This window comes from Pseudomonas sp. YNh (assembly GCF_037993085.1).
GTDB lineage: Bacteria > Pseudomonadota > Gammaproteobacteria > Pseudomonadales > Pseudomonadaceae > Aquipseudomonas > Aquipseudomonas putida.
Genome location: NZ_JBBMRJ010000001.1, coordinates 192,277 through 218,185, shown reverse-complemented (window position 1 = coordinate 218,185; position 25,909 = coordinate 192,277). Strand labels below are relative to the sequence as shown.

Sequence of the window (25,909 nt, the reverse complement as noted above, 5' to 3'; positions counted from 1 at the left end):
TCCCCGCCACGGCATTTTGCTGGCGGGGGCCTGCACTGACCGGCATTTGCCCTTATGCTGCTAGCACCTACCGCCACCTGACCAGGGAGCTTCTCGGTACGTATGCGAAATGTATGGAAGCCGTTTCAGTCGTTGTATTTCGCCGCGCTGATGATGTTGATCGGTTCGGGCCTGCTCAGTACCTACCTGGCCCTGCGCCTGGCGGCCGACCATGTCGACAGCCTGTGGGTGGGTGCGTTGATGGCGGCCAACTACTTTGGCCTGGCTGTCGGCGGCAAGGTCGGCCACCGGCTGATTGGCCGGGTCGGGCACATTCGCGCCTATGCCACTTGCGCCGGTATCGTCGGTGCGGCGGTGCTGGGGCATGGGCTGACCAATTGGCTACCGGCCTGGGTCGGGCTGCGGATGATCGTCGGCCTGGGCATGATGTGCCAGTACATGGTCATCGAGAGCTGGCTCAACGAGCAGGCCGATGTGAAACACCGCGGGGCGGTGTTCAGCGGCTACATGATCGCCTCGTACCTGGGGCTGGTGCTCGGCCAGTTGATCCTTGTGGTGCACCCTGAGCTTGGCCCGGAGCTGCTGATGCTGGTGGCGATGTGCTTTGCCCTGTGCCTGGTGCCGGTGGCAATGACCCGGCGGATTCACCCGGCGCCCTTGCGCCCGGCACCGATGGAGCCGAAGTTCTTCATCAAGCGCGTGCCGCAGTCGCTCAGTACGGTATTGGGCTCGGGGTTGATCGTCGGCTCGTTCTACGGCCTGGCGCCTTTGTACGCCTCAAGCCAGGGGATGGCGACCGAGCAGATCGGTCTGTTCATGGGTAGCTGTATTTTTGCCGGCCTGCTGGTGCAGTGGCCGCTGGGCTGGTTGTCTGACCGTTACGACCGGGCGGTGCTGATCCGTAGCGTGGCAATAGGGCTGGCGCTGGCGGCTGCGCCATTGGCGATACTGCCCAGTGTGCCGCTGGAGATGCTGTTCGGTATCGGCTTCCTGATTTCGTTGCTGCAGTTTTGCCTGTACCCGCTGGCGGTGGCGTTTTCCAACGACCACGTGGAAAGCGAGCGGCGGGTGTCGCTGACGGCCATGCTGCTGGTGACCTATGGCGTGGGCGCGTGTATCGGGCCATTGGCGGCGGGCGTGCTGATGAAAGTGCTGGGCCCGCAGATGCTCTATGCGTTCTTCGTGTTCTTCGCCCTGGTGCTGGTGTGGCGCATTCGGCCGAAAGCGGTTACCGGTCTGCACCAGGTGCAGGATGCACCACTGGGCCACGTGGCGATGCCGGCGGCAGGTTCGCCCTTGTCGGCAGCGCTGGACCCTCGGGTGGATGAGCAGACGGTGCAGGACGTGATGCAGGCGCCGGTGGCGGCGGAAGATACCGAGGATGAAGATAAAGGGGCTGAGCAACCAGCAGCTGAACCGGAGGAGGTCAGCAAGTCGGTGTAAGCCTGTACCGGCCTCTTCGCGGGCTTGCCCGCTCCCACAGGTACCGCACAGTGCCTGAAATCTGTGCATTACCTGTGGGAGCGGGCAAGCCCGCGAAGAGGCCGGTACTGGAAGAACACAAATGAAAACGCCACCTCGATAGGTGGCGTTTTTGCATTTGGCCGACGATCAATAATCGTCCTTGTCGAACCGCCGCGCCTCGCGTTGCAGCTGGTACACAAAACTCTCGATCTTGCGCTGTGCCTGCCCGCTCAGGTTATGGAAGCGCACGCCAGCGAAGGTGGTGTTGATGTGCTCTTCATAGTGCAGGTGACGCAGTTCGACCATGGTGTCCACCAGGCCCAGCGGGTTACCCGCCTTGAAGCGCTCGTACACCTGGCCCAGTTGCAGGCGGCTTTCTACATCACCTTCAAACCGCAGTTTGCAGCCGGTGGCCGAGATATCCAGCAGCTTGCCACGCAGGGCGCCGTTACCCTTCAGGTGGGTGCCATCGAGGATGATGTCGACCAGTTGCGACAGCTTCAGCGCGGCGCGGAAGGCGTTGCGGCGCTGGTGGTAGGTCATCTCTTGAGGCATGGCGCCGCTGTAGCAGCGGTGGCCGTCGACTTCGCTGATCTTCAGCGCGTGGTTGCATTCCCAGGCGATGCGCACGCCATCGTGGAAGCCCTCAACGCGGAAGTGCTCGCCGTTTTCGATGAATTTTTCACCGTCGCGCGGGATCATCTCGTCCAGTGCCAGGGTGTTGCTTTCACGGTCCACGTGCACCACGTAGCTTTGGAAGCGCTGGCTGCGGTCATGGAACGTGATGATCAGGGGGTCGTGGCTTTCCTGCAGTTGCCGCAAGTTGGCCGCAATCTCCAAGGGGGTGTTCAGCACCTTTGGCGGTTGCGGGGCTTCGGTTTCATTGAACACGGCTTATCGTTCTCCAGGCAAAAGCGACACACGCAAGTAACGGCATTTTGCCAGTATGTTCCGTGCCTTGATAGAAAAATCACACTTGGCTGAGGGCCCGTGGCTTGGCCAGCAGCGAGGTGCTGCCGCGGCTGTCGTAAAGCGACGGCGAGTCGCCGCCCATGAGGATTCTGATCTGGTTGTTGGTGACGTGTTGCTGCACCTGGATGATCCGGCCGTTGGTCTGGTTGACCTGCTGGCAGTCGTCCATCAGTTTCGACAGCATGTCGAGCCGCTGCAGCATCGCCTCGCCATGGGGCGATTGGGCGGCCACTGCTTGCACGCCAGTGCGATCGGCACTCAGGCCCAGGCTGCCGAGCAACTGGCTGCGGCGCTGGCCATGCTGCTCGAGCAAGATGATCAGCGACTGCTTGCGCGCCAGAATCTGTTCCAGCAGCGGCATGTCGCGGCCATGCAGGGCGATCGCTTCTTTATTCAGAAGGTCGAGCAGTTCCTGCATCGGGGCAATGTCATCTTCGATCAGTTGCAGCAATGTGGTGTCGTGCATGGCTAACTCTTGGCTTTTCTAGCGTCCGTGAAGTCAGCGCGCCGAACGGTCAGCGCTGGGCTTCGAAATCGAGCAGTTTGCTGGCGATCTTGCCGGCATCGACCTGATAGCTGCCGTCGGCGATCGCCTGTTTCAACTGGGCCACACGGGCACTGTTGACGACTGGCTCGTCGCGCAGCTTGTCGCTGATCTTCTGCAACTGCTGTGCCTCTTGGCTGAGGTGTACCGCTTCTCCGCTGGCGCTGGTGCTGGTGGCCGCTTCCTGGCTGGCGGCCGGTTTTTCGGCGCTGCCGGACGCGGTATTGCCGCGCACGCCGCCCGTGACGGACGGAGAGTTATTCAAACGACTGAAGTCGATGACCATGATCAGGAACCTCTGGGTATTTGGACGCTTGCCTTGTTTTCGGCCAACCCGAAAGAAACTTTAGGCACAAATGCATAGCCGCCTGTCAGCAAGCTCGCGAACCCGTTCTCTGACACAGTTTAGGAAATGCGGTTCCTCACTGCCAGCGCAATCTGTGGCTGGCTACATACTGACCTCGACCTGGCCCGGGCCAGTAACCCGGGCCTTGACCACCCGTTTGGAATTCAGGTTGCGTACCCGTATCTGTTCGCTCAGGCCGCCCTTGCTCAGGGCCTCGCCCGGCATGCGCACGCTGAGGCTGCCGCTGCGGGCGATGATCACCACCTGGTCGCCCTTGCGCACCACCTCGGCCTGCTCCAGATGCTGCGGGGTGAGCACCTGGTCGATCACCGTGGGGCGCAGCATCTTCATGCCCACCGCCTGGTCCAGTTCGGTCAGAAAACCCTGGCCAAGGGTGCCGACATCGCGCTCGCGCAGGGCCACGTCGCCTTCGCCCACCGTGTTATCGCGCTTGAGTGGGCGGGTGACCACCACCACGTCGCGGAACAGCCGTACCGTGGCCGGAACAAACACCGTCCACGGGGCCGCACTGTCGCAGCGCACCCGTACCGTCACCCGGCCAAGTGGCAGGGAAGGGCTTTCCAGCGAGGCGTCCAGCTGCTGGCTGCACAATGGCATGCGCAGGCGTGGGTCCAGCGGGTTCACCTGGATTTCATAGCGGCCGGGGGTCTGGGTGGTGGCCAGGTAATCTTCTACCGTGAATTCAAGAAACCCTTGGGTGACACCGATAAGCTGTTCAGGCAAGGTAAGCGCGTCCGCTACCGTGCGAACGCCGGGCGCCAGCAGGCACAGCGTGGCCAGCGAGCCAGTCAGCAGGCGCGTCAATCGTCGGAAAAATGTCGTTTTCGTATGCATGACGCTCAAAAAAGCAAAGCCCGTGCCGACTCGTAACTTGAGTTGCAACGAAAGGCTGAAAGATTAAGGAGTCTGGCATGGCGGGTGTTATGGATTCGGTCAACCAGCGCACGCAGCTGGTGGGTCAGAATCGCCTGGAATTGCTGCTGTTCCGCCTCAATGGCGAACAGCTTTATGGCATCAACGTGTTCAAGGTCAGGGAAGTGCTGCAATGCCCTGCGCTGACCCTGCTGCCCAAGGCGCACCCTGTGGTGCGTGGCGTTGCCAACATCCGCGGGGCGACCATCCCGATCCTCGACTTGTCGATGGCCACCGGGTTGCGGCCGCTGCAGGAAGAAACACGCAACAGCTTCGTGATCATCACCGAGTACAACACCAAGACCCAGGGCTTCCTGGTGCACTCGGTGGAGCGCATCGTCAACATGAACTGGGAAGAGATCCATCCGCCACCCAAGGGCACCGGCCGTGACCACTACCTGACCGCAGTCACCCGGGTGGACAACCGCATGGTCGAAATCATCGACGTGGAGAAGGTGCTGGCCGAGGTTTCGCCGTCGTCCGAATCGGTGTCGGCCGGGGTGATCGATGCCGAGGTGCAGGACAAGGCCGTGCTGATGCGGGTGCTGACCGTCGATGATTCGTCGGTGGCGCGCAAACAGGTCAGCCGCTGCCTGCAGACCGTGGGGGTGGAAGTCGTGGCACTCAATGATGGTCGTCAGGCCCTGAACTACCTGCGTCAGCTGGTGGATGAGGGCAAAAAGCCGGAAGAAGAGTTCCTTATGATGATCTCGGACATTGAAATGCCGGAAATGGACGGCTATACGCTAACGGCTGAGATCCGCAGCGACCCGCGCATGCAAAAATTGCACATCTGCCTGCATACTTCGCTTTCCGGGGTGTTCAACCAGGCAATGGTCAAGAAGGTCGGCGCCGATGACTTCCTGGCCAAGTTCAAGCCGGACGACCTGGCCCAGCGGGTGGTCGACCGGATCAAGGCAGCGCATTGAAGCAGCCGGGGCAAGCCCCGGCACCAGTGATTGAAAAGAGGCGGCAGTAGTGTCTACGGGTAATTTGGATTTCGAACAGTTCCGGGTATTCCTGGAGAAAGCCTGTGGCATCCTGCTGGGCGAAAATAAGCAGTACCTGGTTTCCAGCCGTCTCAACAAGCTGATGGAACAACAGGGCATCAAGAGCCTGGGCGAGCTGGTGCAGCGCATCCAGGCCCAGCCGCGCAGTGGTTTGCGCGAGCAGGTGGTCGATGCCATGACCACCAACGAGACCCTGTGGTTTCGCGATACCTACCCGTTCGAAGTGCTGAAGAACAAGGTGATCCCCGAGTTCATCCGCAACAACCCCGGCCAGCGCCTGCGCATGTGGTCGGCGGCCTGTTCGTCGGGGCAGGAGCCGTATTCCATTTCGATGGCCATCGACGAGTTCGAGCGCAGCAACCTTGGCCAGTTGAAGATGGGGGCGCAGATCGTTGCCACCGACCTGTCCGGCACCATGCTCACCAACTGCAAGACCGGTGAGTACGACAGCCTGGCCATTGCCCGCGGCTTGTCCCAGGAACGCCTGCAACGCTACTTCGACCCCAAGGGGGCGGGGCGCTGGGCGGTCAAGCCGGCGATTCGCAGTCGCGTCGAGTTCCGCTCGTTCAACCTGCTTGACAGCTATGCCAGCCTGGGCAAGTTCGACATCGTGTTCTGCCGCAACGTGCTGATCTACTTCTCGGCACAGGTGAAGCGCGACATCCTGCTGCGCATTCACAGCACACTGAAGCCTGGTGGCTACCTGTTCCTTGGCGCCTCGGAGGCGCTGAACGGGTTGCCGGACCATTACCAGATGGTCCAGTGCAGCCCGGGGATCATCTACCAGGCCAAGTAATCAAGAAGGCCGGCAGCGAAAACTGCCGGCCTTTTTGCTGTATGTGCCGGCCTCTTCGCGGGTAAACCCGCTCCCACAGGTTCGGTGCCGCCCTCGGGTCTTGCACAGGTCCTTGTGGGAGCGGGTTTACCCGCGAAGGGGCCGGTGCAGGAAAAACACTGACGTCAATTTTTTGGTTTGCCGCTTTTGCCGCCCGGCAATTGCCGCTTTCGCCGCCCAAGGCGGAAGGCCTTTGCCGCTTTTCTGGCATCACCCTGACACCACCCCACCTCGAAAGCCCATGTTTCCGGGCTTTGCACTGATTGGCACAGCCCTTGCTATACCTTGCTCAACGATATTCCGGTCAACCTCCGAAGGTTTCCCCGACATGAGCATCAGCTTCGACAAGGCGCTTGGTATTCACGAAAAGGCCATGGGCTTCCGCGCCCAGCGCGCCGAAGTGCTGGCCAACAACATCGCCAACGCCGACACGCCTAACTACAAAGCGCGTGACATGGACTTCGCCTCTGTGCTGGCCGCCGAAAGCGACAAGCAGCAGAGCGGCCGCTTCGCCATGGACCGCACCAATAGCCGCCACATCGAAGCCGAAGGCCTCGCCATCGCGGCCGACGATACCCTCAAGTACCGCACGCCGCTGCAGCCATCGATTGACCAGAACACCGTGGACGCGCAGATCGAGCAATCGAACTACACCGAAAACGCCATTGGCTTCCAGGCCAGCTTCACCTTGCTCAACAGCAAATTCAAGGGGCTGGTATCGGCCCTGCGGGGAGAATGACCATGTCCCTTTCCAGCGTCTTCAATATTGCCGGTAGCGGCATGAGCGCGCAGAACACGCGCCTGAACACCGTGGCTTCCAACATTGCCAACGCCGAAACCGTCTCGTCGAGCATCGATCAGACCTACCGCGCTCGCCACCCGGTGTTCGCCACCACCTTCCAGGATGCGCAGGCTGGCACCAGCCAGTCGCTGTTCGACGACCAGGGTGAAGCAGGGCAGGGCGTGCAGGTCAAAGGCATCGTCGAAGACCAGAGCACCCTGGAGGCTCGCTACGAGCCAAACCACCCGGCGGCGAACAAGGACGGCTACGTCTACTACCCGAACGTCAATGTGGTCGAGGAAATGGCTGACATGATCTCCGCCAGCCGTGCGTTCCAGACCAACGCCGAGCTGATGAACACGGCCAAGAGCATGATGCAGAAAGTCCTGACCCTGGGGCAGTGATAGGAAGCCGACATGACCACTACCAATTCCACCTCTGACGTCAGCAGCGCGTACCTGACATCGCTGCAGAAGCAGACGTCGAAGACCGACAGCAGCACCGGTGCTGCCGGCAGCGCGCTGGGCAAAGATGCTTTCCTGCAGTTGCTGGTTACCCAGATGAAGAACCAGAACCCGCTCGATCCGCAGGAAAACGGCGAGTTCGTGGCGCAGCTGGCGCAGTTCAGCAGCCTTGAGAGCATGCAGTCGCTCAATGACTCGGTGACCTACATCGCGGCTGGGCTGCAATCCTCCCAGGCGCTGCAGGCTTCGTCGCTGGTCGGGCGCAATGTGATTGTCCAGACCGACAAGGCCGTGGTCGACACCAGCAAGGATATGAAAGGCACTGTCAACCTGACGTCGTCGAGCACCGCCACCTCGGTGGGCATCTACGACAAGGACGACAAGCTGGTGCGCACGCTCGACCTGGGTACTCAGAAAGCCGGCAAGATCGACTTTACCTGGGATGGCCTGAACGACGACGGCGAAGCAGCGCCAGCCGGTACCTACACCTTCAAGGCTACTGCCTCGATCGACGGCAAGGCCACGGCCATGACCACCAACCTGCCGGCCTCGGTCACCAGCGTGACCATGGGTACCAACGGTTCGGAGATGACACTCAACCTGGCCGGGTTGGGCAGTGTTGCGCTTTCCAAAATCCAAAGCATCGGCATCTAGGGCCTGAGCAAAACGACAGGAGTTACACATGTCTTTCAATATCGGCCTTAGCGGCCTCTATGCAGCAAACAAGGCCCTGAACGTTACCGGCAACAACATTGCCAACGTTGCCACCACCGGCTTCAAGTCGTCGCGCGCCGAGTTCGCCGACCAGTACTCCAACTCCATTCGCGGCACCAGTGCCGGCAAGAACGTGGTGGGCACTGGCGTGAAGACTGCCGCCGTGTCGCAGATGTTCACCCCGGGCAACATCAATGGCACCGGCCAGGCGCTGGACATGGCCATCGATGGCAACGGCTTCTTCGTGATGAACGACAACGGCTCGAAGATCTACACCCGTGCCGGTGCCTTCTACAGCGACAAGGACGGCTACGTGGTCAGCTCGTCGGGCGCCAACCTGCAAGGTTATGCAGTGGATGCCAACGGCAAGATCATCCAGGGTGTGCTGACCAACCTGCAGATCGACACCTCGAACCTGACGCCGAACCCGACCGGTCGCATCTCCGAGAACGTCAACCTCAACTCCACCGCGACTGCACCCACCCAGGCGCCGTTCGATCCGACCAATACCGGCACCTACAACTACACGTTCAATACCGACGTGTACGACAGCCAGGGTAACGCGCACCAACTGAACCAGTACTTCGTCAAGGACGCCACCAGCAACTCCTGGACCATGTACACCACTATCGACGGGCGCAACCCGGCCGACCCGACCTCGACCACGCCGCTGGCCAACAAGCTGCCGTTCAAGTCTGACGGCACCCTGGACACCGCCTCGATGACGGAAGGTCCGGTAGCCGGCGGCATGACCATAGCCGCCAACAAGACCTTCACCCTCAGCAACTGGATCCCGGCACAGAAGAACGCCGCCGGTGTATGGGGTGCCAACGGCGCTACCGCCAACGTTGCCGGGGTGAACCTGGACATGCTCGGTACCACCCAGTACAACGCCGCCTCCGCCACCACCGCGAAGAGCCAGGACGGCTTTGCCACCGGTGAGCTGTCGGGCCTGACCATCGACGAAAGCGGCAACATGTTCGCCAACTTCACCAATGGCCAGGACAAGGTGATCGGCCAGGTGGCTATCGCCAACTTTGCCAACCTGCAGGGCCTGACCCCGATTGGTGGCACCAGCTGGAAAGAGTCCTACGCCTCGGGCGTGCCGGTGATCGGCGCGCCGGACACCGGTACCTTGGGCCAGATTACCGGCGGCGCACTGGAAGACTCCAACGTCGACCTGACCGGCGAACTGGTCAACCTGATCAAGGCGCAGAGCAACTACCAGGCGAACGCCAAGACCATTTCCACCGAAAGCACCATCATGCAGACCATCATCCAGATGACCTGATGGCCGCCTGTTAGTGTGGTTTTGTCTGTAATTGGGGCTGCCTTGCAGCCCATCGCCGGCAAGCCAGCTCCCACAGGAGGTTGCAATCCCCTGTGGGAGCTGGCTTGCCGGCAATGGGCCGCAAAGCGGCCCCAGGTTCTTCAAGGTTCACGCCCATGAAACGGCTAATGCTTACCGCCCTCCTGGCCATGGCCTTGCCGCTCTCGGCCGCTCCCGCCCCGTTCTACCAATGGCAAAGCCTGGCCACCGGCCGCTACCTGTGCTCGGCCAGCAACCCGGGCGAGGGTTGGGTGCGCCATTCCGGCCCCTACAACAACGCCGCTTGCCGCACCTTCTGACACGCGCTTGCCGCAGGCGGCAAACATCCGCCGACAAACTGACGTTTGTTGCCCCTTGCCGCGCTGAAACCCCCGGAAACAGGCGGTTTCAGACTTGGTTCGATTATTGCTTCGAACCTGCCCAGTGACAGCGCGGCAGCGACGCGCAGAGGAGATACTGTGGACAAGTTGCTTTATGTGGCCATGACCGGCGCCAGCCAGAACGCGCTGGCGCAAAAGGCCCACGCCAACAACCTGGCGAACATTTCCACCAACGGCTTTCAGCGTGACCTGGAACAGGCGCGTTCGATGCCGGTGTTCGGCGACAGCTTTCCGGCGCGCGCCTTTGCCATGACCGAGCGCCCGGCCACCGACTTCAGTGAAGGCCCGTTGGTCGAGACCGGTCGTGACCTGGATGTTGCCGTGACCGGCAAGGGCTTCATCGCCGTGCAGGCGCCGGACGGCAGCGAAGCCTACGTGCGTACCGGCAGCCTGAACATCGACGCCCTCGGCGTGCTGCGTGCCGGCAACGGCATGCCGGTGATCGGCAACGGTGGCCCTATTGCCATCCCGCCGGAGCAGAAGGTTGAGGTCGGCGCCGACGGCACCCTCAGCATTCGCTCCATGGGTGAAGACCCGCGGGTGATGGCTGAGGTCGACCGCATCAAGCTGGTCAACCCGGACACCAAAGGCCTGACCAAAGGCGTGGACGGTCTGATCCACACCACCTCTGGCCAGCCGGCCGACGCCGACGTCAACGTGCGGGTGGTGGCGGGCTTCCTGGAAGGCAGCAACGTCAACGCTGTCGAGGAAATGACCTCGGTGCTGGCGCTGTCCCGCCAGTTCGAACTGCACGTCAAGATGATGAACACGGCCAAGGAAGGCGACGAAGCCATGGCTCGGGTTTTGCAAATCGGCTAATCACTTTTGAACGGGTGCCGTAAAACAGGCGCACGAGGAGAAACTACATGCTTCCGGCTCTTTGGGTCGCTAAAACCGGCCTGTCCGCCCAGGACACCAACCTGACGGTCATTTCCAACAACCTGGCCAACGTCTCCACTACCGGCTTCAAGCGTGACCGTGCCGAGTTCGCTGACCTGCTGTACCAGATCCGTCGCCAGCCCGGCGCCCAGTCCACCCAGGACAGCGAGCTGCCTTCGGGCCTGCAGGTCGGTACCGGTGTGCGCATTGTCGGCACCCAGAAGAGCTTCGTCGCCGGCAGCCTGCAGACCACCGAAAACCCGCTGGACATGGCCGTCAACGGCCGTGGTTTCTTCCAGATCCTGCAGCCGGATGGCACGGTGTCGTACACCCGTGACGGCACCTTCCACCTGAACTCCGACGGCCAGATCGTCACCGCCAACGGCTACGCCCTGGAGCCTGCCGTTGTCGTGCCGAACGACGCGCAAACCTTCACCGTCGGCCAGGACGGCACCGTGTCGATCACCACGGCCGGCAACCCTGCAGCGCAGGTGATCGGCAACATCCAGACTGCCGACTTCATCAACCCGGCTGGCCTGCAGGCCATCGGCGACAACCTGTTCCTGGAAACTGCCGCAAGTGGCGCGCCGCAAGTGGGCACCCCGGGCCTGAACGGTTTCGGTACCACCCAGCAGCAGACCCTGGAAAACTCCAACGTCAGCACCGTGGAAGAGCTGGTGAACATGATCACCACCCAGCGCGCCTACGAGATGAACTCCAAGGTCATCTCCACCGCCGACCAGATGCTGTCGTTCGTGACCCAACAGCTCTAAGCCCTGTCGCTTCGTTACACCCGTGAGGTATGCACCATGAATCGTCTGTTGTCCGTGTTCGCCCTGGGGGGGGCGGTGTTGCTGGCAGGTTGCGTCGGCCCGACGCCCAAGCCCAACGACCCGTACTACGCGCCGGTACTGCCGCGCACCCCGTTGCCGGCAGCGGCCAACAACGGTTCCATCTACCAGGCCGGTTTCGAGCAGAACCTGTACAGCGACCGCAAGGCGTTCCGGGTGGGTGACATCATCACCATCACCCTCAACGAGAAAACGTCGGCCAGCAAGAACGCAGGTTCGCAGATCCAGAAGAACAGCAAGGCCGACATCGGCCTGACCTCGCTGTTCGGCAGCACACCGAACACCAATAACCCGTTCGGTGGCGGTGACCTGTCGCTGGAGGCCGGCTACAACGGCGAACGCGCCACCAAGGGCGACAGCAAGGCCACCCAGGGCAACACCCTGACCGGTTCGATTACCGTGACCGTGGCCGAAGTGCTGCCCAACGGCATCATCGCCGTGCGCGGCGAGAAGTGGCTGACCCTGAACACCGGCGAAGAGCTGGTGCGCATTGCCGGTATGATCCGCGCCGACGACATCGCCACCGACAACACCGTGCCGTCCACTCGTGTGGCCGACGCGCGCATCACCTATTCCGGTACCGGCTCGTTCGCCGATGCCAGCCAGCCCGGGTGGCTGGACCGCTTCTTCATCAGCCCGCTTTGGCCTTTCTGAGTACGGATGACCATGTTCAACGTGAGGCAGCTGATTGCCGCAACCCTGCTCCTGTCCTGTGCCTTCGGTGCGCACGCAGAGCGCCTGAAGGACATCGCCAGCATTTCTGGCGTGCGTTCCAACCAGTTGATCGGTTACGGCTTGGTGGTGGGGCTGAACGGCACGGGTGACCAGACCACCCAGACGCCGTTCACCCTGCAAACCTTCAACAACATGCTGTCGCAGTTCGGCATCAAGGTGCCGGCCGGCTCCGGCAACGTGCAACTGAAGAACGTCGCGGCGGTGTCGGTGCATGCCGACCTGCCGGCGTTCGCCAAGCCCGGCCAGGTGGTGGACATTACCGTGTCGTCGATCGGTAACTCCAAGAGCCTGCGTGGCGGCAGCCTGCTGATGACCCCGCTCAAGGGTATCGACGGCAACGTCTACGCCATCGCCCAGGGCAACCTGGTGGTGGGGGGCTTTGACGCCGAAGGCCGTGACGGCTCGAAGATCACCGTCAACGTTCCGTCGGCCGGTCGCATCCCCGGGGGTGCCAGTGTCGAGCGGGCAGTGCCGAGCGGCTTCAACCAGGGCAACACCTTGACCCTGAACCTCAACCGCCCCGACTTCACAACCGCCAAGCGCATCGTCGACAAGGTCAACGACCTGCTCGGCCCCGGCGTGGCCCAGGCGGTGGATGGTGGTTCGGTGCGGGTCAGTGCGCCGATGGACCCCAGCCAGCGCGTAGATTACCTGTCGATCCTCGAAAACCTCGAAATCGACCCGGGCCAGGCGGTGGCCAAGGTCATCATCAACTCGCGTACCGGTACCATCGTCATCGGCCAGAACGTCAAGGTGTCGCCGGCGGCGGTAACCCACGGCAGCCTGACCGTGACCATTACCGAAGACCCGATCGTCAGCCAGCCGGGGGCGTTCTCCAATGGCCAGACGGCCGTGGTGCCACGCTCGCGGGTAAACGCCGAGCAGGAAGCCAAGCCGATGTTCAAGTTCGGCCCGGGCACCACGCTGGATGAGATCGTCCGCGCGGTGAACCAGGTGGGCGCAGCGCCCGGCGACCTGATGGCCATTCTCGAAGCCCTGAAACAGGCCGGCGCCTTGCAGGCCGACCTGATCGTGATCTGAGGACGGCTCGGATGAACATCAAAAGCCAGGTTTCCGGCAGTGCCGACAGCGGCGCCTACACCGACCTCAACCGCCTGAGTGCGCTCAAGCACGGTGACCGCGACAGCGACGCCAACGTGCGCAAGGTGGCCCAGGAGTTCGAGTCGCTGTTCATCAGTGAAATGCTCAAGGCCTCGCGCAAGGCCAGCGACGTGCTGGCTGATGACAACCCGATGAACACCGAAACGGTCAAGCAGTACCGCGACATGTACGACCAGCAGCTGGCCGTGAGCATGTCCCGCGAAGGTGGTGGTATCGGTCTGCAGGATGTGCTGGTGCGCCAGCTGACCAAGGGCCGCAGTGCGTCGATCAACACCAGCCCGTTCCCGCGTGCAGATGGCAGTGGCCCGGCGCTGTGGGGCAACAAGGTGGCGGAGCCGGTGCATGCCACGGACTCGGCCACCACCCGCAACGACGTCGCCGCGCTCAACTCGCGGCGCCTGGCCTTGCCGAGCAAGCTTACCGACCGCCTGCTGGCAGGCATCGTGCCATCGGCCGCCACGGCCAATAACGCCGCCGTGCCGGCCCGTGACGGCCAGCAAGTGGCCAAGGCCTTCGCCGTACCGGACAACGGCCTGCGCATTGTCGGCCGCGCCGTGGCCCAGCCGCCGCTGGCGCCGAACAAGGCGTTTACCGACAGTGACGAATTCGTCGCCACCATGTTGCCGATGGCCGAGCAAGCGGCCAAGCGCATTGGTATCGACCCACGCTACCTGGTGGCCCAGGCCGCGCTGGAAACCGGCTGGGGCAAATCGGTGATGCGCAATACCGATGGCAGCAGCAGCCACAACCTGTTCGGCATCAAGGCCACCGGCAACTGGCAGGGTGAGCAGGCACGGGCGATCACCAGCGAGTTCCGCGATGGCCAGTTCGTCAAGGAAACCGCAGCGTTCCGCAGCTATGACTCGTACCAGGACAGCTTCCACGACCTGGTGAACCTGCTGCAGGGCAATTCTCGCTATCAAGATGCGCTGGACTCGGCCGATAACCCTGAGCAGTTTGCAAGAGAGCTGCAGAAGGCAGGTTATGCGACCGACCCGGGCTATGCGAAGAAGATCATCAGCATCGCCCAGCAAATGCAGTCAACCCCGCAATACGCCATGGCTGGCAGAACCACGAATCTATAAAAGGACTAAATCATGTCGAGCCTGATTTCCATCGGCCTGAGTGGCCTGAGTGCCAGCCAGGCGGCCTTGTCGGTAACCAGTAACAACATCGCCAACGCCGCGACCAGTGGCTACTCGCGCCAGCAGACGGTTCAGGCGGCAGGGCCCTCGCACAACATCGGCGCGGGGTTCCTGGGCACTGGTACCACGCTGGCGGACGTGCGCCGCATCTACAGCTCGTATCTGGACAACCAGCTGCAGACCGCTACGTCGCTGCAAGCGGACTCGGTTGCCTTCCAGGACCAGATCACCAGCATCGACAAGCTGCTGGCCGACCGTGATACCGGCATCAGCTCGGTCCTTACCGCGTTCTTCTCGGCCCTGCAGACGGCAGCGGCCAAGCCCGGTGACGTTGCCTCCCGGCAGCTGTTGCTGACCCAGGCGCAAACCCTGAGCAACCGTTTCAACGCGGTGAGCACTCAGCTGACCCAGCAGAACGAAACGATCAACTCCCAGCTCGACACCATGGCTGGCCAGGTCAACAAGCTCACCGCCAGTATCGCCGAGTACAACAAGCAGATCGCGGCGGCCTCGGGCACCGGCAACACGCCCAACAGCCTGCTGGATGCGCGCAGCGAAGCAGTGCGCCAGCTCAACGAGCTGGTTGGCGTGACCGTGCAGGAACGTGACGGCAACTACGACGTGTACCTGGGCAGCGGCCAGTCGCTGGTGACCGGCAACAAAGCCAACACCTTGTCGGTGCAGCCGGGTACTGCCGACAAGAGCCAGGCGAGCCTGCGCATCAACTATGAGTCGTTCAGCTCCGACGTGACCTCGGTGGTGACCGGTGGCGCGATCGGCGGCCTGGTGCGTTACCGCCAGGACGTGCTGATACCGTCCATGAACGAGCTGGGCCGTGTTGCCCTGGTGGTGTCGGACAGCATCAACAGCCAGCTGGGGCAGGGCCTGGATGCCAATGGCCAGTTTGGCAGCTCGCTGTTCTCCAGCATCAACAGCGCCACTGCCGTTGCCCAGCGCAGCCTGGCTTCGTCGAACAACAGCACCGGCTCCGGTAACCTGGACGTGACCATCGCCAACAGTGGTGCGCTGACCACCTACGACTACGAGGTGAAGTTCACCAGCGCCAACCAGTACAGCGTGCGCCGCTCCGACGGCACCGACATGGGCAGCTTCGACCTCAACACCGACCCGGCGCCGGTGATCGACGGCTTCAGCCTGTCGCTGAAAGGCGGTGGCCTGGCGGCCGGCGACAGCTTCAAGGTGATCCCTACCCGTGCGGCGGCCGGCAGCATCACCACTACCCTGACCGATGCCAACAAACTGGCCTTTGCCGGGCCGATCAGTGCTGCGGCAGGCAGTGGCAACAGCGGTACCGGCACCATCACCCAACCTACGCTGGGCGAATCGCTGGATATCTATGGCGGTACCGATACCGCACTGATCCAGCAGTCGATTCGCGACTCGATGCCGGTGCGCGTAGTGTTCGACGCCGCCAGTGGTGGCTCCCAGGGCTACAAGCTGTTCGATGCCAAGGGCACCCAGATTGGCACCGGCAGCGTGGTCCCGGGTACCGACAACAAGCTGTCGGTGGCTGTGCCAATGCTGGATGCTGCCGGGCAGCCGATTCTCGATGGCAGCGGCAACCCGCGCACGTTCAGCGTCGAGACCACCATCGGTGGCAGCCCGGCGGCCAATGACAGCTTTACCCTGTCGTTCAATGCCGACGGCAAGGCCGACAACCGCAACGCCACGGCGCTGCTGGGCCTGCAGACCAAGTCGACGGTGAACACCGGTTCCGGCGGTGGCACCAGCTTCACGTCGGCCTATGCCTCGCTGGTCGAGCGCGTGGGTGCCAAGGCCAACCAGGCGACCATCGACACCACGGCGACCGAGGCGGTACTCAAGTCCGCCAGCGAAAGCCGCAGCGCGGTGTCTGGCGTCAACCTCGATGACGAGGCGGCCAGCCTGGTGAAATTCCAGCACTACTACACGGCTTCGTCGCAGATCATCAAGGCGGCGCAAGAAACCTTCAGCACCCTGATCAATGCCTTGTAAGGAGTAGACTCTCGTGCGTATTTCCACTGCTCAGTTCTATGAGGCCAGCGCCAGTAGCTACTCCAAGAACTTCTCCACCATGAACAAGACCAACGATCAGGTCACGTCGGGTATTCGCATCCAGACCGCGGCTGATGACCCGGTCGGCGCGGCGCGTCTGCTGCTGCTGCAACAGCAGCAGTCGCTGCTGGACCAGTACAGCGGCAACATCAACACGGTGAGCAACGCCCTGCTGCAGGAGGAGAGCGTACTCTCCACCATCAACGACGCCATGCAGCGCGCCAGTGAGCTGGCGATCCGTGCTGGCGGCCCTGGGGTTACCGACTCTGACCGTGTGGCCATCAGTACCGAGCTGAAAGAGATCGAGGCGAACATCTTCGGCCTGCTCAATTCGCGCGATGCCAACGGCGACTACATGTTCGGCGGCTCCAAGAGCACCACGCCACCCTATGTGCGCAACTCCGACGGCACCTACAGCTACAACGGTGACCAGACCCAGCTGAGTCTGCAGGTGTCCGACACCCTGAATCTGGCCACCAACGACACCGGCTTCACCATCTTCGATTCCGCCAGCAACAAGAGCCGCACGCAGTCGACCCTGGTGGTGCCCGCCACTGACGATGGCGTGGTCGGGGTATCGTCTGGCCTGATGACCTCGAGTACCAGCTACAACAACAGCTTTACTGCCGGCCAGCCGTACAAGCTGACCTTCACCAGCGCGACCCAGTACACCATCACCGATGCAAGTGGCAGGGACATCACCTCTGAAACTGCCACCAACGGTACCTTCGACAGCAAGACCGAAGGCGCCAACAGCATTGCCCTGCGTGGCGTCGAGTTTGAAATCACCGTTACCGTGGAGGAGGGCGCCGATGCCGACGCCGCGGTGGCAGGGCGCGAGTTTTCGCTGGCGGCCCGCCCGGACTCGTTCAACACCACCCGCAACGCCGGCAACACCTCCAGCGCCCAGGTCACCAGCGGCAGCGTGACCGACGAAGCGGCTTATCGCAGCACTTTCCCCAGCAACGGGGCTGTGATCAAGTTCACCGGGCCTGGCGCCTACGAGCTCTACGCCCAGCCGCTGACGGCTGACAGCAAGGCAGTGGCCACGGGTACTTACACCGCACCAGCCTTGACGGTGGCGGGTGTCACGTATCAGGTGAGCGGTTCGCCGGAGGCGGGTGACCAGTTCGCGGTTACCGCCAATACGCACCAGAACCAGAATGTCCTGGAAACCCTCAGCCAGTTGCGTGCTGCGCTGGATACGCCGGTAACGGGTGTAGGCCAGGCCAATGCGCTGAAGGATGCGGCGGCCTCGGCAATCGCCAACCTGGCCAGTGCCCGTGAGCAGGTCGATATCACCCGTGGTTCGATCGGCGCCCGGGGCAATTCGCTGGAGATCCAGCGCCAGGAGAACACCAGCCTGGGCCTGGCCAACAAGACCACCCAGAACGCCATCGGCAACACCGACATGTCGCAGGCGGCCATCACTTTGACCTTGCAGCAGGCCATGCTGGAGGCCTCACAGCTGGCCTTTTCGCGCATTTCGCAGCTGAGCCTGTTCAACAAGCTCTGATCTGTCTTGCTGAAGCCGGGGCCGCTTTGCGCCCCTTCGCGGGCTTGCCCGCTCCCACAGCGATTGCGCGGGCCTCAGGCGCACGCAAAACCTGTGGAAGCGGGCAAGCCCGCGAAGGGGCGCAAAGCGGCCCCGGCTTTTTCATGCCCGCGAAAATTCTGGTTTCTCACGCCCTCGGCACGGCTTTCGTAGCATTTCAATGTGACCAATGAGTCAAAACGATCATCTTCCCTGTATTCTATGCAGCAGCTGTTGCAGCATTTTGTTACCGGTGCGCAGGTGAGCCCTGCCTTCAACCTCTGGCGGTGACGCGCCCCGGTATTTGGCGCCCTCAATTCATCGAGTGGTGGTCTTTGGCTGTTTTCATTGGGAAGCCAGAATGATTGGCATCAAAAGCATTGCGAGTTACGTGCCTACCGCTGGCCTGGACAACTACGTCCAGGGTGCGAAGTTCGGCAAGGACGAAGAGTTCATGTTCGGCAAGATCGGCGCGTCGTTCCTGCCGCGCAAGGCCGAAGAGCAGGAAACTTCCGACCTGTGCGTAGAAGCCGCCCGGGCCCTGTTTGCCAGCAACCCTGACCTTGATCCGCAGTCGATCGATGCGCTGATCGTGGTCACCCAGAACGGTGACGAAGAAGGCTTGCCGCACACCGCAGCCATCGTCCAGAGCAAGCTCGGCCTGTCTACCCGCGTGGCGGCGTTCGATGTGTCGCTGGGTTGCTCCGGTTATGTGTATGGCCTGTACGCGATCAAAGGCTTCATGGAAGCGGCAGGGCTGAAAAACGGCCTGCTGATCACGGCCGACCCGTATTCGAAGATCGTCGACCCGGAAGACCGCAACACCACCATGCTGTTCGGCGATGCCGCCACAGCCACCTGGATGGGTGAAGACGCGGTCTGGAACCTGGGCCAGGCGCGTTTTGGCACTGACGGCTCCGGTGCCGAGCACCTGAAAGTAACTGACGGCAAGTTCTTCATGAACGGCCGCCAAGTGTTCAACTTCGCCCTGGTCAAGGTGCCGGCGCACCTGCACGAGCTGCTGGATGCCAGTGGCCTGAAGTCTTCGGATATCGACGCGTTCTGCATCCACCAGGGCAGTGCGGCGATTGTCGACGCCGTGGCGCGGCGCTTCGAAGAGCAGCACCCGGAGAAGTTCGTCAAGGACATGCTGGAAACCGGCAATACCGTGTCCTCCAGTGTGCCGCTGCTGCTGCAGAAGCACATGCTCGACGGCAGCTGGAAGCGCGTGGCGATCAGCGGCTTTGGCGTAGGCCTGTCGTGGGGCTCGGCCATCCTGTACCGCGACTGATCCCCCAGCAGTCCCAAAAGCGCCCGGCGGCCACCGCCCGGCGCTTTTTTTTGCCTGCAAGATTCTGTGGCGTGGCGCCGCTTTCTGTGGGAGCGAGCATGCCCGCGAAGAAGGCGACTCGGTGGATGGCACCGGCTTTGCCGGTGTTCGCGGGCGCGCCCGCTCCCACAGATGGAGTGGCTGGCTGGTGAGCTTAAGCTGGATTTTGAGTGGTTTTTGACGCCAATAAACCGCCTTAACCCCTTGATTTATCGGGGCTGGCCCCATGCCAGCATTTTTTTTTCGAAAAACCCCTCAAGCATCCCGCGCACCCGACGATAACTATTACGAAGGTTCTCTAGGCCAGTCCGGCGGTTGCCAAGGCCGGAAGCCGCAGTACCCATCCAACGAGGATTTCGTCATGGCTTTAACTGTAAACACCAACATTGCGTCGATCACTACTCAGGGCAACCTGACCAAGGCTAGCAACGCTCAGACCACTTCGATGCAGCGTCTGTCCTCGGGTCTGCGTATCAACAGCGCTAAAGACGACGCTGCCGGCCTGCAGATCGCCAACCGTCTGACCAGCCAGATCAATGGCCTGGGCCAGGCTGTCAAGAACGCCAACGACGGTATCTCGATCGCTCAGACCGCTGAAGGTGCAATGCAGGCTTCGACCGACATCCTGCAAAAAATGCGTACCCTGGCCCTGTCCTCGGCTACTGGCTCGCTGAGCAACGACGACCGTAAGTCGAACAACGACGAATACCAGGCTCTGACCGCTGAGCTGAACCGTATCTCGGAAACCACCACCTTCGGTGGCCAGAAGCTGCTGGACGGTTCGTACGGCACCAAGGCCATCCAGGTCGGCGCCAACGCCAACGAAACCATCAACCTGGCGCTGGACAACGTTTCGGCCAAGAGCATCGGCTCGCAGCAGATCAAGTCGGGCACTATCGCGCCTAGCGCCAGCGGTGTGGCCGCAGCTGATCTGGTTGTCACTGGCAACGGTCAGAGCAAAACCGTCAGCTATGATGCGGGCTCCTCGGCCAAAGACATCGCTGCCAAACTCAATGGCTCCATCGGTGGCCTGACTGCTTCTGCCAGCACCGAAGTCAAACTGGCTGTTGCCAGTGGCGCTGCAGCTACTCCAGCCAACTTTGACCTGACTGTAGGCGGTAGCACCGTCAGCTTCATCGGTGTTACTGACACCGCAAGCCTGGCTGATCAGCTGAAGTCCAACGCCGCCAAGCTGGGTATCAGCGTTAACTACGACGAATCGACCAAGAGCCTGTCGGTGAAGTCGGACACTGGCGAGAACCTGGCCTTCACCTCCAAGGCCGGCGCAGACGCCATCTCGGTGGGTGCACGCGACGGCAACGGTGATTTCCCAGGTACTCTGACCACGCTTTCCGCTACCGTTAACGACAAATCGACCGTTACTGGCCAGATTTCTCTGGACTCTGCCAAAGGTTACTCGGTAGCTAACGGCGCCACCGGTACTGGCGCTACCGACCTGTTCGGTGCAGCTTCCAAGTCCTCGGCCAAGACCACCATCGCCGATACCGATGTTACCGAGGCCGTCAACGCCCAGAACGCCCTGGCCGTTATCGACAAGGCCATCGGTTCGATCGACAGCGTCCGTTCGGGCCTGGGTGCTACCCAGAACCGTCTGCAAACCACCGTCGACAACCTGCAGAACATCCAGAAGAACTCCACCGCTGCCCGCTCCACCGTGCAGGACGTGGACTTCGCTTCGGAAACTGCCGAGCTGACCAAGCAGCAGACTCTGCAGCAGGCTTCGACTGCGATCCTGTCGCAGGCTAACCAGCTGCCATCTTCGGTCCTGAAACTGCTCCAGTAATTCAGGCGCCTGAGTAAAGGGTGAAAGGGCGCGTTTACGTGCCCTTTCACCCTTTTTGACATGAGGAGTTCGAAACATGGACATGAGTGTCAAGCTGAGCCAGGTGTATCCGTCGGTGTTACCCCAGGCGCCAGTCGCTGATCGGGATCGGGACCCGGCAGTGCCTGCCAAGGTGCAGGACGCTGCGGCCCCCGATAACCAGCCGCACTCGCGCGAAGACCTGGAAAAAGCGGTTGGCGAGATCCGTGATTTCGTCCAGTCAAGCCAGCGTCAGCTGGATTTTTCCATTGATGATTCCACTGGTCGGGTCGTGGTCAAGGTAATTGCCACCCAGTCCGGTGAGGTGATCCGGCAGCTTCCGTCGGAAACTGCGCTGAAATTGGCGCAGAGCCTCAGTGAAGCCAGCAGCCTGCTGTTCGATGATCAGGCATAGGCTGGCATGATTTTTGTTGCTGTCGGCCGATTGATGGATTTATCCGCCAAGGATCCGGCAGCTACTGAACAAGGAGAGCAATGATGGCAGGTACAACAGTCAGCGGTATTGGCTCGGGCATTGATACCCAGGCGATCGTCGATTCCCTGGTGGCCGCGCAGAAGGCGCCGAAGCAGGCGCAGATCAATACCCAAACGCTGAAGGCAACCACCACGTTGTCCTCTATCGGCAAGATTCAGTCGGCGCTGGATGCCTTCCGCGGCGCCTTGACCAACATGACCGACACCAACAGTTTCGGTGGCCTTAGCCTGAAGTCTTCGGATGAGAAGGTGGCCACCGTCACCATGGGTACCGGGGCTGCCAACGGTTCGTTCAAGTTGATTGTCGACAAGCTGGCGACTGCGTCGAAGGTGTCAACGAAGGTCTACGCAAATGGCGCCGGCTCTGTAGTCAACGCCACTGGCAGTCCGACCACGTTGACCATGACCCAGAATGGCAAGGCCTACGATTTGAGCGTTCCTGCCGGCGCAACGCTGCAGCAGGTGCGCGATAGCATCAACAGCCAGTTCAGTACAGCAGGCCTGAGTGCCAACGTACTGACCGACGCCACGGGTTCGCGTCTGATCATCACCTCGACCAAGATGGGTGACGGCTCCGACATCACCCTTTCGGGCAATTCGGGCATTGATACTGGCTATACCGTTGTCGATCCGCCGGCGGACGCTGAGTACACGCTGGACGGCATTGCCATGAAGTCCAAGACCAACGACATCACCGATGCCGTCAGTGGTCTCAACATCAAGCTGGTGGGTACGTCGCCTAAAAACGCGACAAGTGGCGAGGTAACAGCGACGGTTCTTTCGCTGACTACCAGCTCTACTACGTTGAAGTCGGGCCTCAAGGGTTTCATTGATACCTACAACGCCCTGCTCAAAGTCATGAATGCTGAAACCAAGGTCACCAAAAACGCTGATGGCACCATGACGTCTGCGGCGCTGACCGGTGATGCCACGATGCGTACGTTGATGTCCTCCATTCGTGAGGAGCTCAATGCGGTGTCGGGCAACGGCACCTTGAAATCGCTCGCTGCGTTTGGTGTCACTTCTGCCCAGGATGGCGGTGCGCTGAGCCTGGATGACAAGAAATGGGACAAGGTTGCCTCCACCAATGCGGCGGACCTGACCAGCATCTTCAATGGCAAGGATGGCCTGCTGGCGCGCCTGCAAAAGGTGACCGAGCCGTTTGCCAAAGCCAGTACCGGTACCCTGGCCGAGCGCTCCAAGGTCCTGAGTGAAAGCCTGACCAAGCTCAAGAGCGAGCAGGATACCCTGGACACCCGGATGGAAGCCCTGCAGAAGAGCCTGCAGGACAAGTACAACAACATGGATACCCTGGTCACCCAGCTGCGCCAACAGCAGAGTTCCGTGCTGAGTACGCTAAACGCGCTGAACAAGTCGAGCAGTGACGATTAAACCGTGAACATTGCATGAAGTACGGGCATGATGCCCGGCTTCATGTCATCGGCCGGTAAAGTTTTTCAGCGTCTGCCCGATACAAGGAATATCTCTCCCTTAAGCCTGCCCGTCACGAGGTCGCAAGATGAATCCCATGAGAGCCCTTCGTCAGTACCAGAAGGTCAATTCCCATGCCCAGATTTCCGAAGCCACGCCGCACCGCCTGGTGCAGATGCTGATGGAAGGTGGCCTCGATCGCATGGCCCAGGCCAAGGGTGCCATGGCGCGTGGCGATATCGCGGAAAAGGGCCTGATGCTCGGCAAGGCGATCGACATCATCATCGGCCTTCGCGACGGCCTGCAGCCCGAAAAAAGCGAAAACCCGGAGACTGTCGAGAAGCTCGACGCGCTTTATGTCTACATGACCAACCGGCTTATGCAGGCCAATGTCGACAACGATGCCGGCATTATCGACGAAGTTGCCCAGCTGCTGATTACCGTGAAAAGCGGTTGGGACGGCATTGCCGACGCCCAGCCTGCCAGCTGACGGCAAGGAGATTACCGTGACCGCACTGCAACGCCTCGATGACACCTGTGATGCCTTGGTCGGCGCCCTGAGCGAGCGTGACTGGGAAGCCATTGCCAAGCTGGATGTGGCGTGCCGCGCCTGCATCGACGAGGTGCTGGAAACCCACGCGGTGGACCAGGCGTTGCTGCGCGAGAAGCTGGAAGGGGTGCTGCTGGTCTACCGCAACCTGATCGACGTGACAACCGGTGAACGCCAGGCAATTGCCGAAGAGATGATGCAGATCAACCAAGCGAAAAATGCTTCGAAGGTTTACCATCTGTTCAGTTAAGATGCGCACAACTTGACAAAAGGCGCCATAAATTTGACTGTGTGGGCCTTTTTGACTTTACTAGTGTCTGTTCTCGAATTCCAGACGTCCGAACACTGACCATTCAGTCGGAATGATGTCGAGCATGCCCCTGCAGGGCGGCGATATGACTAGGGAAGTTGCTATTGCATGTGGCGTGAAACCAAGATTCTGCTGATCGATGACGATAGCGCGCGCCGCCGCGATCTGGCGGTGGTGCTGAATTTCCTCGGTGAAGAAAACCTCGCTTGCTCGAGCCATGACTGGCAGCAAGTGGTTGAGTCGTTGTCTTCGAGCCGTGAAATATTGTGCGTGCTCATCGGCAGCGTAGACGTTCCGGGCAATCTCCTTGGGCTCGTTAAGACAGTGGCCGGGTGGGATGAGTTCCTTCCGGTGCTGCTATTAGGTGAAATTTCTTCTGCGGAGTTCCCGGAAGACCTTCGCCGCCGGGTGCTTTCCAACCTGGAAATGCCACCAAGCTACAGCCAGTTGCTGGATTCACTGCACCGTGCCCAGGTCTATCGCGAGATGTACGACCAGGCGCGCGAGCGCGGCCGCCAGCGCGAGCCTAACCTGTTCCGCAGCCTGGTCGGCACCAGCCGTGCCATCCAGCACGTGCGGCAGATGATGCAGCAGGTGGCCGATACCGACGCCAGCGTGCTGATCCTGGGTGAGTCGGGCACCGGCAAGGAGGTGGTGGCGCGCAACCTGCACTACCATTCCAAGCGCCGCGAAGCGCCGTTTGTACCCGTCAACTGTGGCGCGATCCCGGCCGAGCTGCTGGAAAGCGAACTGTTCGGCCACGAGAAGGGTGCCTTTACCGGGGCAATCACTAGCCGTGCCGGGCGTTTTGAACTGGCCAACGGCGGTACGCTGTTCCTCGACGAAATTGGCGACATGCCGTTGCCGATGCAGGTCAAGCTGCTGCGTGTGCTGCAGGAGCGTACCTTCGAGCGTGTGGGTAGCAACAAGACCCAGAGCATCGACGTGCGCATCATCGCCGCAACGCACAAGAACCTCGAAACCATGATCGAGGACGGCACCTTCCGCGAAGACCTGTACTACCGCCTGAACGTGTTCCCCATCGAGATGGCGCCGCTGCGTGAGCGGGTGGAAGATATTCCGTTGCTGATGAACGAGCTTATCTCGCGCATGGAGCACGAGAAGCGCGGGTCCATCCGCTTCAACTCCGCCTCGATCATGTCGCTGTGCCGTCACGGCTGGCCGGGCAACGTGCGCGAGCTGGCCAACCTGGTCGAGCGCATGGCGATCATGCACCCGTACGGGGTGATCGGCGTGTCCGAGCTGCCGAAGAAATTCCGCTACGTCGATGACGAAGACGAGCAGATGGTCGACAGCCTGCGCAGCGATCTGGAAGAACGCGTGGCCATCAACGGCCACACGCCAAACTTCAGCAACCCTGCGATGCTGCCACCTGAAGGCCTGGACCTGAAGGACTACCTCGGTAGCCTGGAGCAGGGCCTGATCCAGCAGGCGCTGGACGATGCCAACGGTATCGTTGCCCGCGCGGCTGAACGTTTGCGTATTCGCCGTACCACCCTGGTCGAGAAGATGCGCAAGTACGGCATGAGCCGCCAAGGTGGCGAGGACCAGGCGGAGGATTGACGCCTGGTGGCGCCCCTGAAATGACCGCTTCGCGGGTAAACCCGCTCCCGCAGCAATGGCGCAAGTTTTAAGTATTGCGCGACAGCTGTGGGAGCGGGTTTACCCGCGAAGAGGCCGGCACAATTTTCCCACTATTCTTTCTTCTTCCCCGCTCGTTAGTCGGTCAGGGCCGGCCCCGGCATCGGTTGAGCCTTCTCGGAAACCCCCCAGTAACAAAACCGATTTCGCAGCCAGTGCGATCCTAAAGCAGGCATGCGTTTTGCTTTGCCTAGCATAAAGGGCCAAGGGCCAGT

The 25,909-nt window shown here is 61.4% G+C and carries 26 protein-coding genes; 22 read left to right on the top strand and 4 right to left on the bottom strand.

The features are described from left to right. Nucleotides 1-102: 102 nt before the first annotated feature. Complete coding sequence (locus tag WF331_RS00955) at nt 103-1,443, top strand: MFS transporter (RefSeq protein WP_016498510.1); 1,341 nt, start codon at nt 103-105, stop codon at nt 1,441-1,443. A 168-nt stretch (nt 1,444-1,611) separates the two neighbouring features. On the opposite strand, the gene WF331_RS00950 is transcribed toward WF331_RS00955, so the two are convergent. The 4 genes from WF331_RS00950 to flgA form a co-directional block, all read right to left on the bottom strand. After that, nucleotides 1,612-2,355: a flagellar brake protein gene (locus WF331_RS00950; RefSeq protein WP_016498511.1), complete on the bottom strand. Its 744-nt coding sequence runs from the start codon at nt 2,353-2,355 to the stop codon at nt 1,612-1,614. Nucleotides 2,356-2,434: 79 nt separating this feature from the next. Beyond that, nucleotides 2,435-2,902 (bottom strand): flagella synthesis protein FlgN, encoded by a 468-nt coding sequence (locus tag WF331_RS00945; protein WP_019471387.1) that lies wholly within the window; start codon nt 2,900-2,902, stop codon nt 2,435-2,437. A 49-nt stretch (nt 2,903-2,951) separates the two neighbouring features. After that, the gene (gene flgM, locus WF331_RS00940) at nt 2,952-3,266 is read right to left on the bottom strand and encodes a flagellar biosynthesis anti-sigma factor FlgM (protein WP_016498513.1); all 315 of its coding nucleotides are present in this window, start codon (nt 3,264-3,266) and stop codon (nt 2,952-2,954) included. Nucleotides 3,267-3,428: 162 nt separating this feature from the next. Beyond that, nucleotides 3,429-4,181: a flagellar basal body P-ring formation chaperone FlgA gene (flgA, locus tag WF331_RS00935; RefSeq protein WP_041167646.1), complete on the bottom strand. Its 753-nt coding sequence runs from the start codon at nt 4,179-4,181 to the stop codon at nt 3,429-3,431. A 77-nt stretch (nt 4,182-4,258) separates the two neighbouring features. Here flgA and WF331_RS00930 point away from each other — a divergent pair, with 77 nt between their 5' ends. From WF331_RS00930 to fleQ, 21 genes are all read left to right on the top strand, one after another. Further along, entirely contained in the window at nt 4,259-5,188 is a 930-nt protein-coding gene (locus WF331_RS00930) for a chemotaxis protein CheV (protein WP_016498515.1), read from the top strand. 49 nt (nt 5,189-5,237) lie between these two features. Further along, nucleotides 5,238-6,065, top strand: a complete 828-nt coding sequence (gene cheR, locus WF331_RS00925; protein WP_016498516.1) for a protein-glutamate O-methyltransferase CheR — start codon at nt 5,238-5,240, stop codon at nt 6,063-6,065. A gap of 367 nt (nt 6,066-6,432) precedes the next feature. Next, nucleotides 6,433-6,843, top strand: coding sequence for a flagellar basal body rod protein FlgB (gene flgB / locus WF331_RS00920; protein ID WP_016498517.1), 411 nt, complete (start codon nt 6,433-6,435; stop codon nt 6,841-6,843). 2 nt (nt 6,844-6,845) lie between these two features. Further along, on the top strand, nt 6,846-7,289 hold the full coding sequence (gene flgC / locus WF331_RS00915; RefSeq protein WP_016498518.1) for a flagellar basal body rod protein FlgC: 444 nt from the start codon (nt 6,846-6,848) through the stop codon (nt 7,287-7,289). A 12-nt stretch (nt 7,290-7,301) separates the two neighbouring features. After that, on the top strand, nt 7,302-8,003 hold the full coding sequence (gene flgD, locus WF331_RS00910; protein ID WP_016498519.1) for a flagellar hook assembly protein FlgD: 702 nt from the start codon (nt 7,302-7,304) through the stop codon (nt 8,001-8,003). A 28-nt stretch (nt 8,004-8,031) separates the two neighbouring features. Further along, nucleotides 8,032-9,354 carry a flagellar hook protein FlgE gene (gene flgE / locus WF331_RS00905; RefSeq protein ID WP_174371044.1) on the top strand — a complete coding sequence of 441 codons (1,323 nt, stop codon included), beginning with the start codon at nt 8,032-8,034 and terminating at the stop codon, nt 9,352-9,354. Between the two features lie 155 nt (nt 9,355-9,509). Beyond that, nucleotides 9,510-9,692: a hypothetical protein gene (locus WF331_RS00900; protein WP_016498521.1), complete on the top strand. Its 183-nt coding sequence runs from the start codon at nt 9,510-9,512 to the stop codon at nt 9,690-9,692. Between the two features lie 159 nt (nt 9,693-9,851). Further along, entirely contained in the window at nt 9,852-10,592 is a 741-nt protein-coding gene (locus WF331_RS00895) for a flagellar basal body rod protein FlgF (protein WP_016498522.1), read from the top strand. Nucleotides 10,593-10,639: 47 nt separating this feature from the next. Continuing rightward, entirely contained in the window at nt 10,640-11,425 is a 786-nt protein-coding gene (gene flgG / locus WF331_RS00890) for a flagellar basal-body rod protein FlgG (protein ID WP_016498523.1), read from the top strand. A gap of 36 nt (nt 11,426-11,461) precedes the next feature. After that, nucleotides 11,462-12,157: a flagellar basal body L-ring protein FlgH gene (gene flgH, locus WF331_RS00885; RefSeq protein ID WP_016488460.1), complete on the top strand. Its 696-nt coding sequence runs from the start codon at nt 11,462-11,464 to the stop codon at nt 12,155-12,157. A gap of 12 nt (nt 12,158-12,169) precedes the next feature. After that, entirely contained in the window at nt 12,170-13,279 is a 1,110-nt protein-coding gene (locus tag WF331_RS00880) for a flagellar basal body P-ring protein FlgI (protein ID WP_041167972.1), read from the top strand. A gap of 11 nt (nt 13,280-13,290) precedes the next feature. Beyond that, on the top strand, nt 13,291-14,445 hold the full coding sequence (gene flgJ / locus WF331_RS00875) for a flagellar assembly peptidoglycan hydrolase FlgJ (RefSeq protein WP_016498525.1): 1,155 nt from the start codon (nt 13,291-13,293) through the stop codon (nt 14,443-14,445). A gap of 12 nt (nt 14,446-14,457) precedes the next feature. Then, nucleotides 14,458-16,500, top strand: coding sequence for a flagellar hook-associated protein FlgK (gene flgK, locus WF331_RS00870; protein WP_016498526.1), 2,043 nt, complete (start codon nt 14,458-14,460; stop codon nt 16,498-16,500). A gap of 13 nt (nt 16,501-16,513) precedes the next feature. Continuing rightward, complete coding sequence (locus WF331_RS00865; RefSeq protein WP_016498527.1) at nt 16,514-18,076, top strand: flagellar hook-associated protein 3; 1,563 nt, start codon at nt 16,514-16,516, stop codon at nt 18,074-18,076. A 379-nt stretch (nt 18,077-18,455) separates the two neighbouring features. Continuing rightward, a complete protein-coding gene (locus WF331_RS00860) occupies nt 18,456-19,385 on the top strand; it encodes a ketoacyl-ACP synthase III (RefSeq protein ID WP_012273519.1) in 930 nt (309 codons plus the stop codon). 400 nt (nt 19,386-19,785) lie between these two features. Then, nucleotides 19,786-21,228 (top strand): flagellin N-terminal helical domain-containing protein, encoded by a 1,443-nt coding sequence (locus WF331_RS00855; protein ID WP_016498528.1) that lies wholly within the window; start codon nt 19,786-19,788, stop codon nt 21,226-21,228. 76 nt (nt 21,229-21,304) lie between these two features. Next, nucleotides 21,305-21,661 carry a flagellar protein FlaG gene (locus WF331_RS00850; RefSeq protein ID WP_016498529.1) on the top strand — a complete coding sequence of 119 codons (357 nt, stop codon included), beginning with the start codon at nt 21,305-21,307 and terminating at the stop codon, nt 21,659-21,661. 83 nt (nt 21,662-21,744) lie between these two features. Next, nucleotides 21,745-23,133, top strand: coding sequence for a flagellar filament capping protein FliD (gene fliD, locus WF331_RS00845; protein ID WP_016498530.1), 1,389 nt, complete (start codon nt 21,745-21,747; stop codon nt 23,131-23,133). Between the two features lie 127 nt (nt 23,134-23,260). Continuing rightward, nucleotides 23,261-23,662, top strand: coding sequence for a flagellar export chaperone FliS (fliS, locus tag WF331_RS00840; protein ID WP_016498531.1), 402 nt, complete (start codon nt 23,261-23,263; stop codon nt 23,660-23,662). A 16-nt stretch (nt 23,663-23,678) separates the two neighbouring features. Next, nucleotides 23,679-23,972 carry a hypothetical protein gene (locus WF331_RS00835; RefSeq protein WP_026034449.1) on the top strand — a complete coding sequence of 98 codons (294 nt, stop codon included), beginning with the start codon at nt 23,679-23,681 and terminating at the stop codon, nt 23,970-23,972. 168 nt (nt 23,973-24,140) lie between these two features. Next, on the top strand, nt 24,141-25,616 hold the full coding sequence (gene fleQ / locus WF331_RS00830; protein WP_340622578.1) for a transcriptional regulator FleQ: 1,476 nt from the start codon (nt 24,141-24,143) through the stop codon (nt 25,614-25,616). The last annotated feature ends 293 nt before the right edge of the window (nt 25,617-25,909 follow it).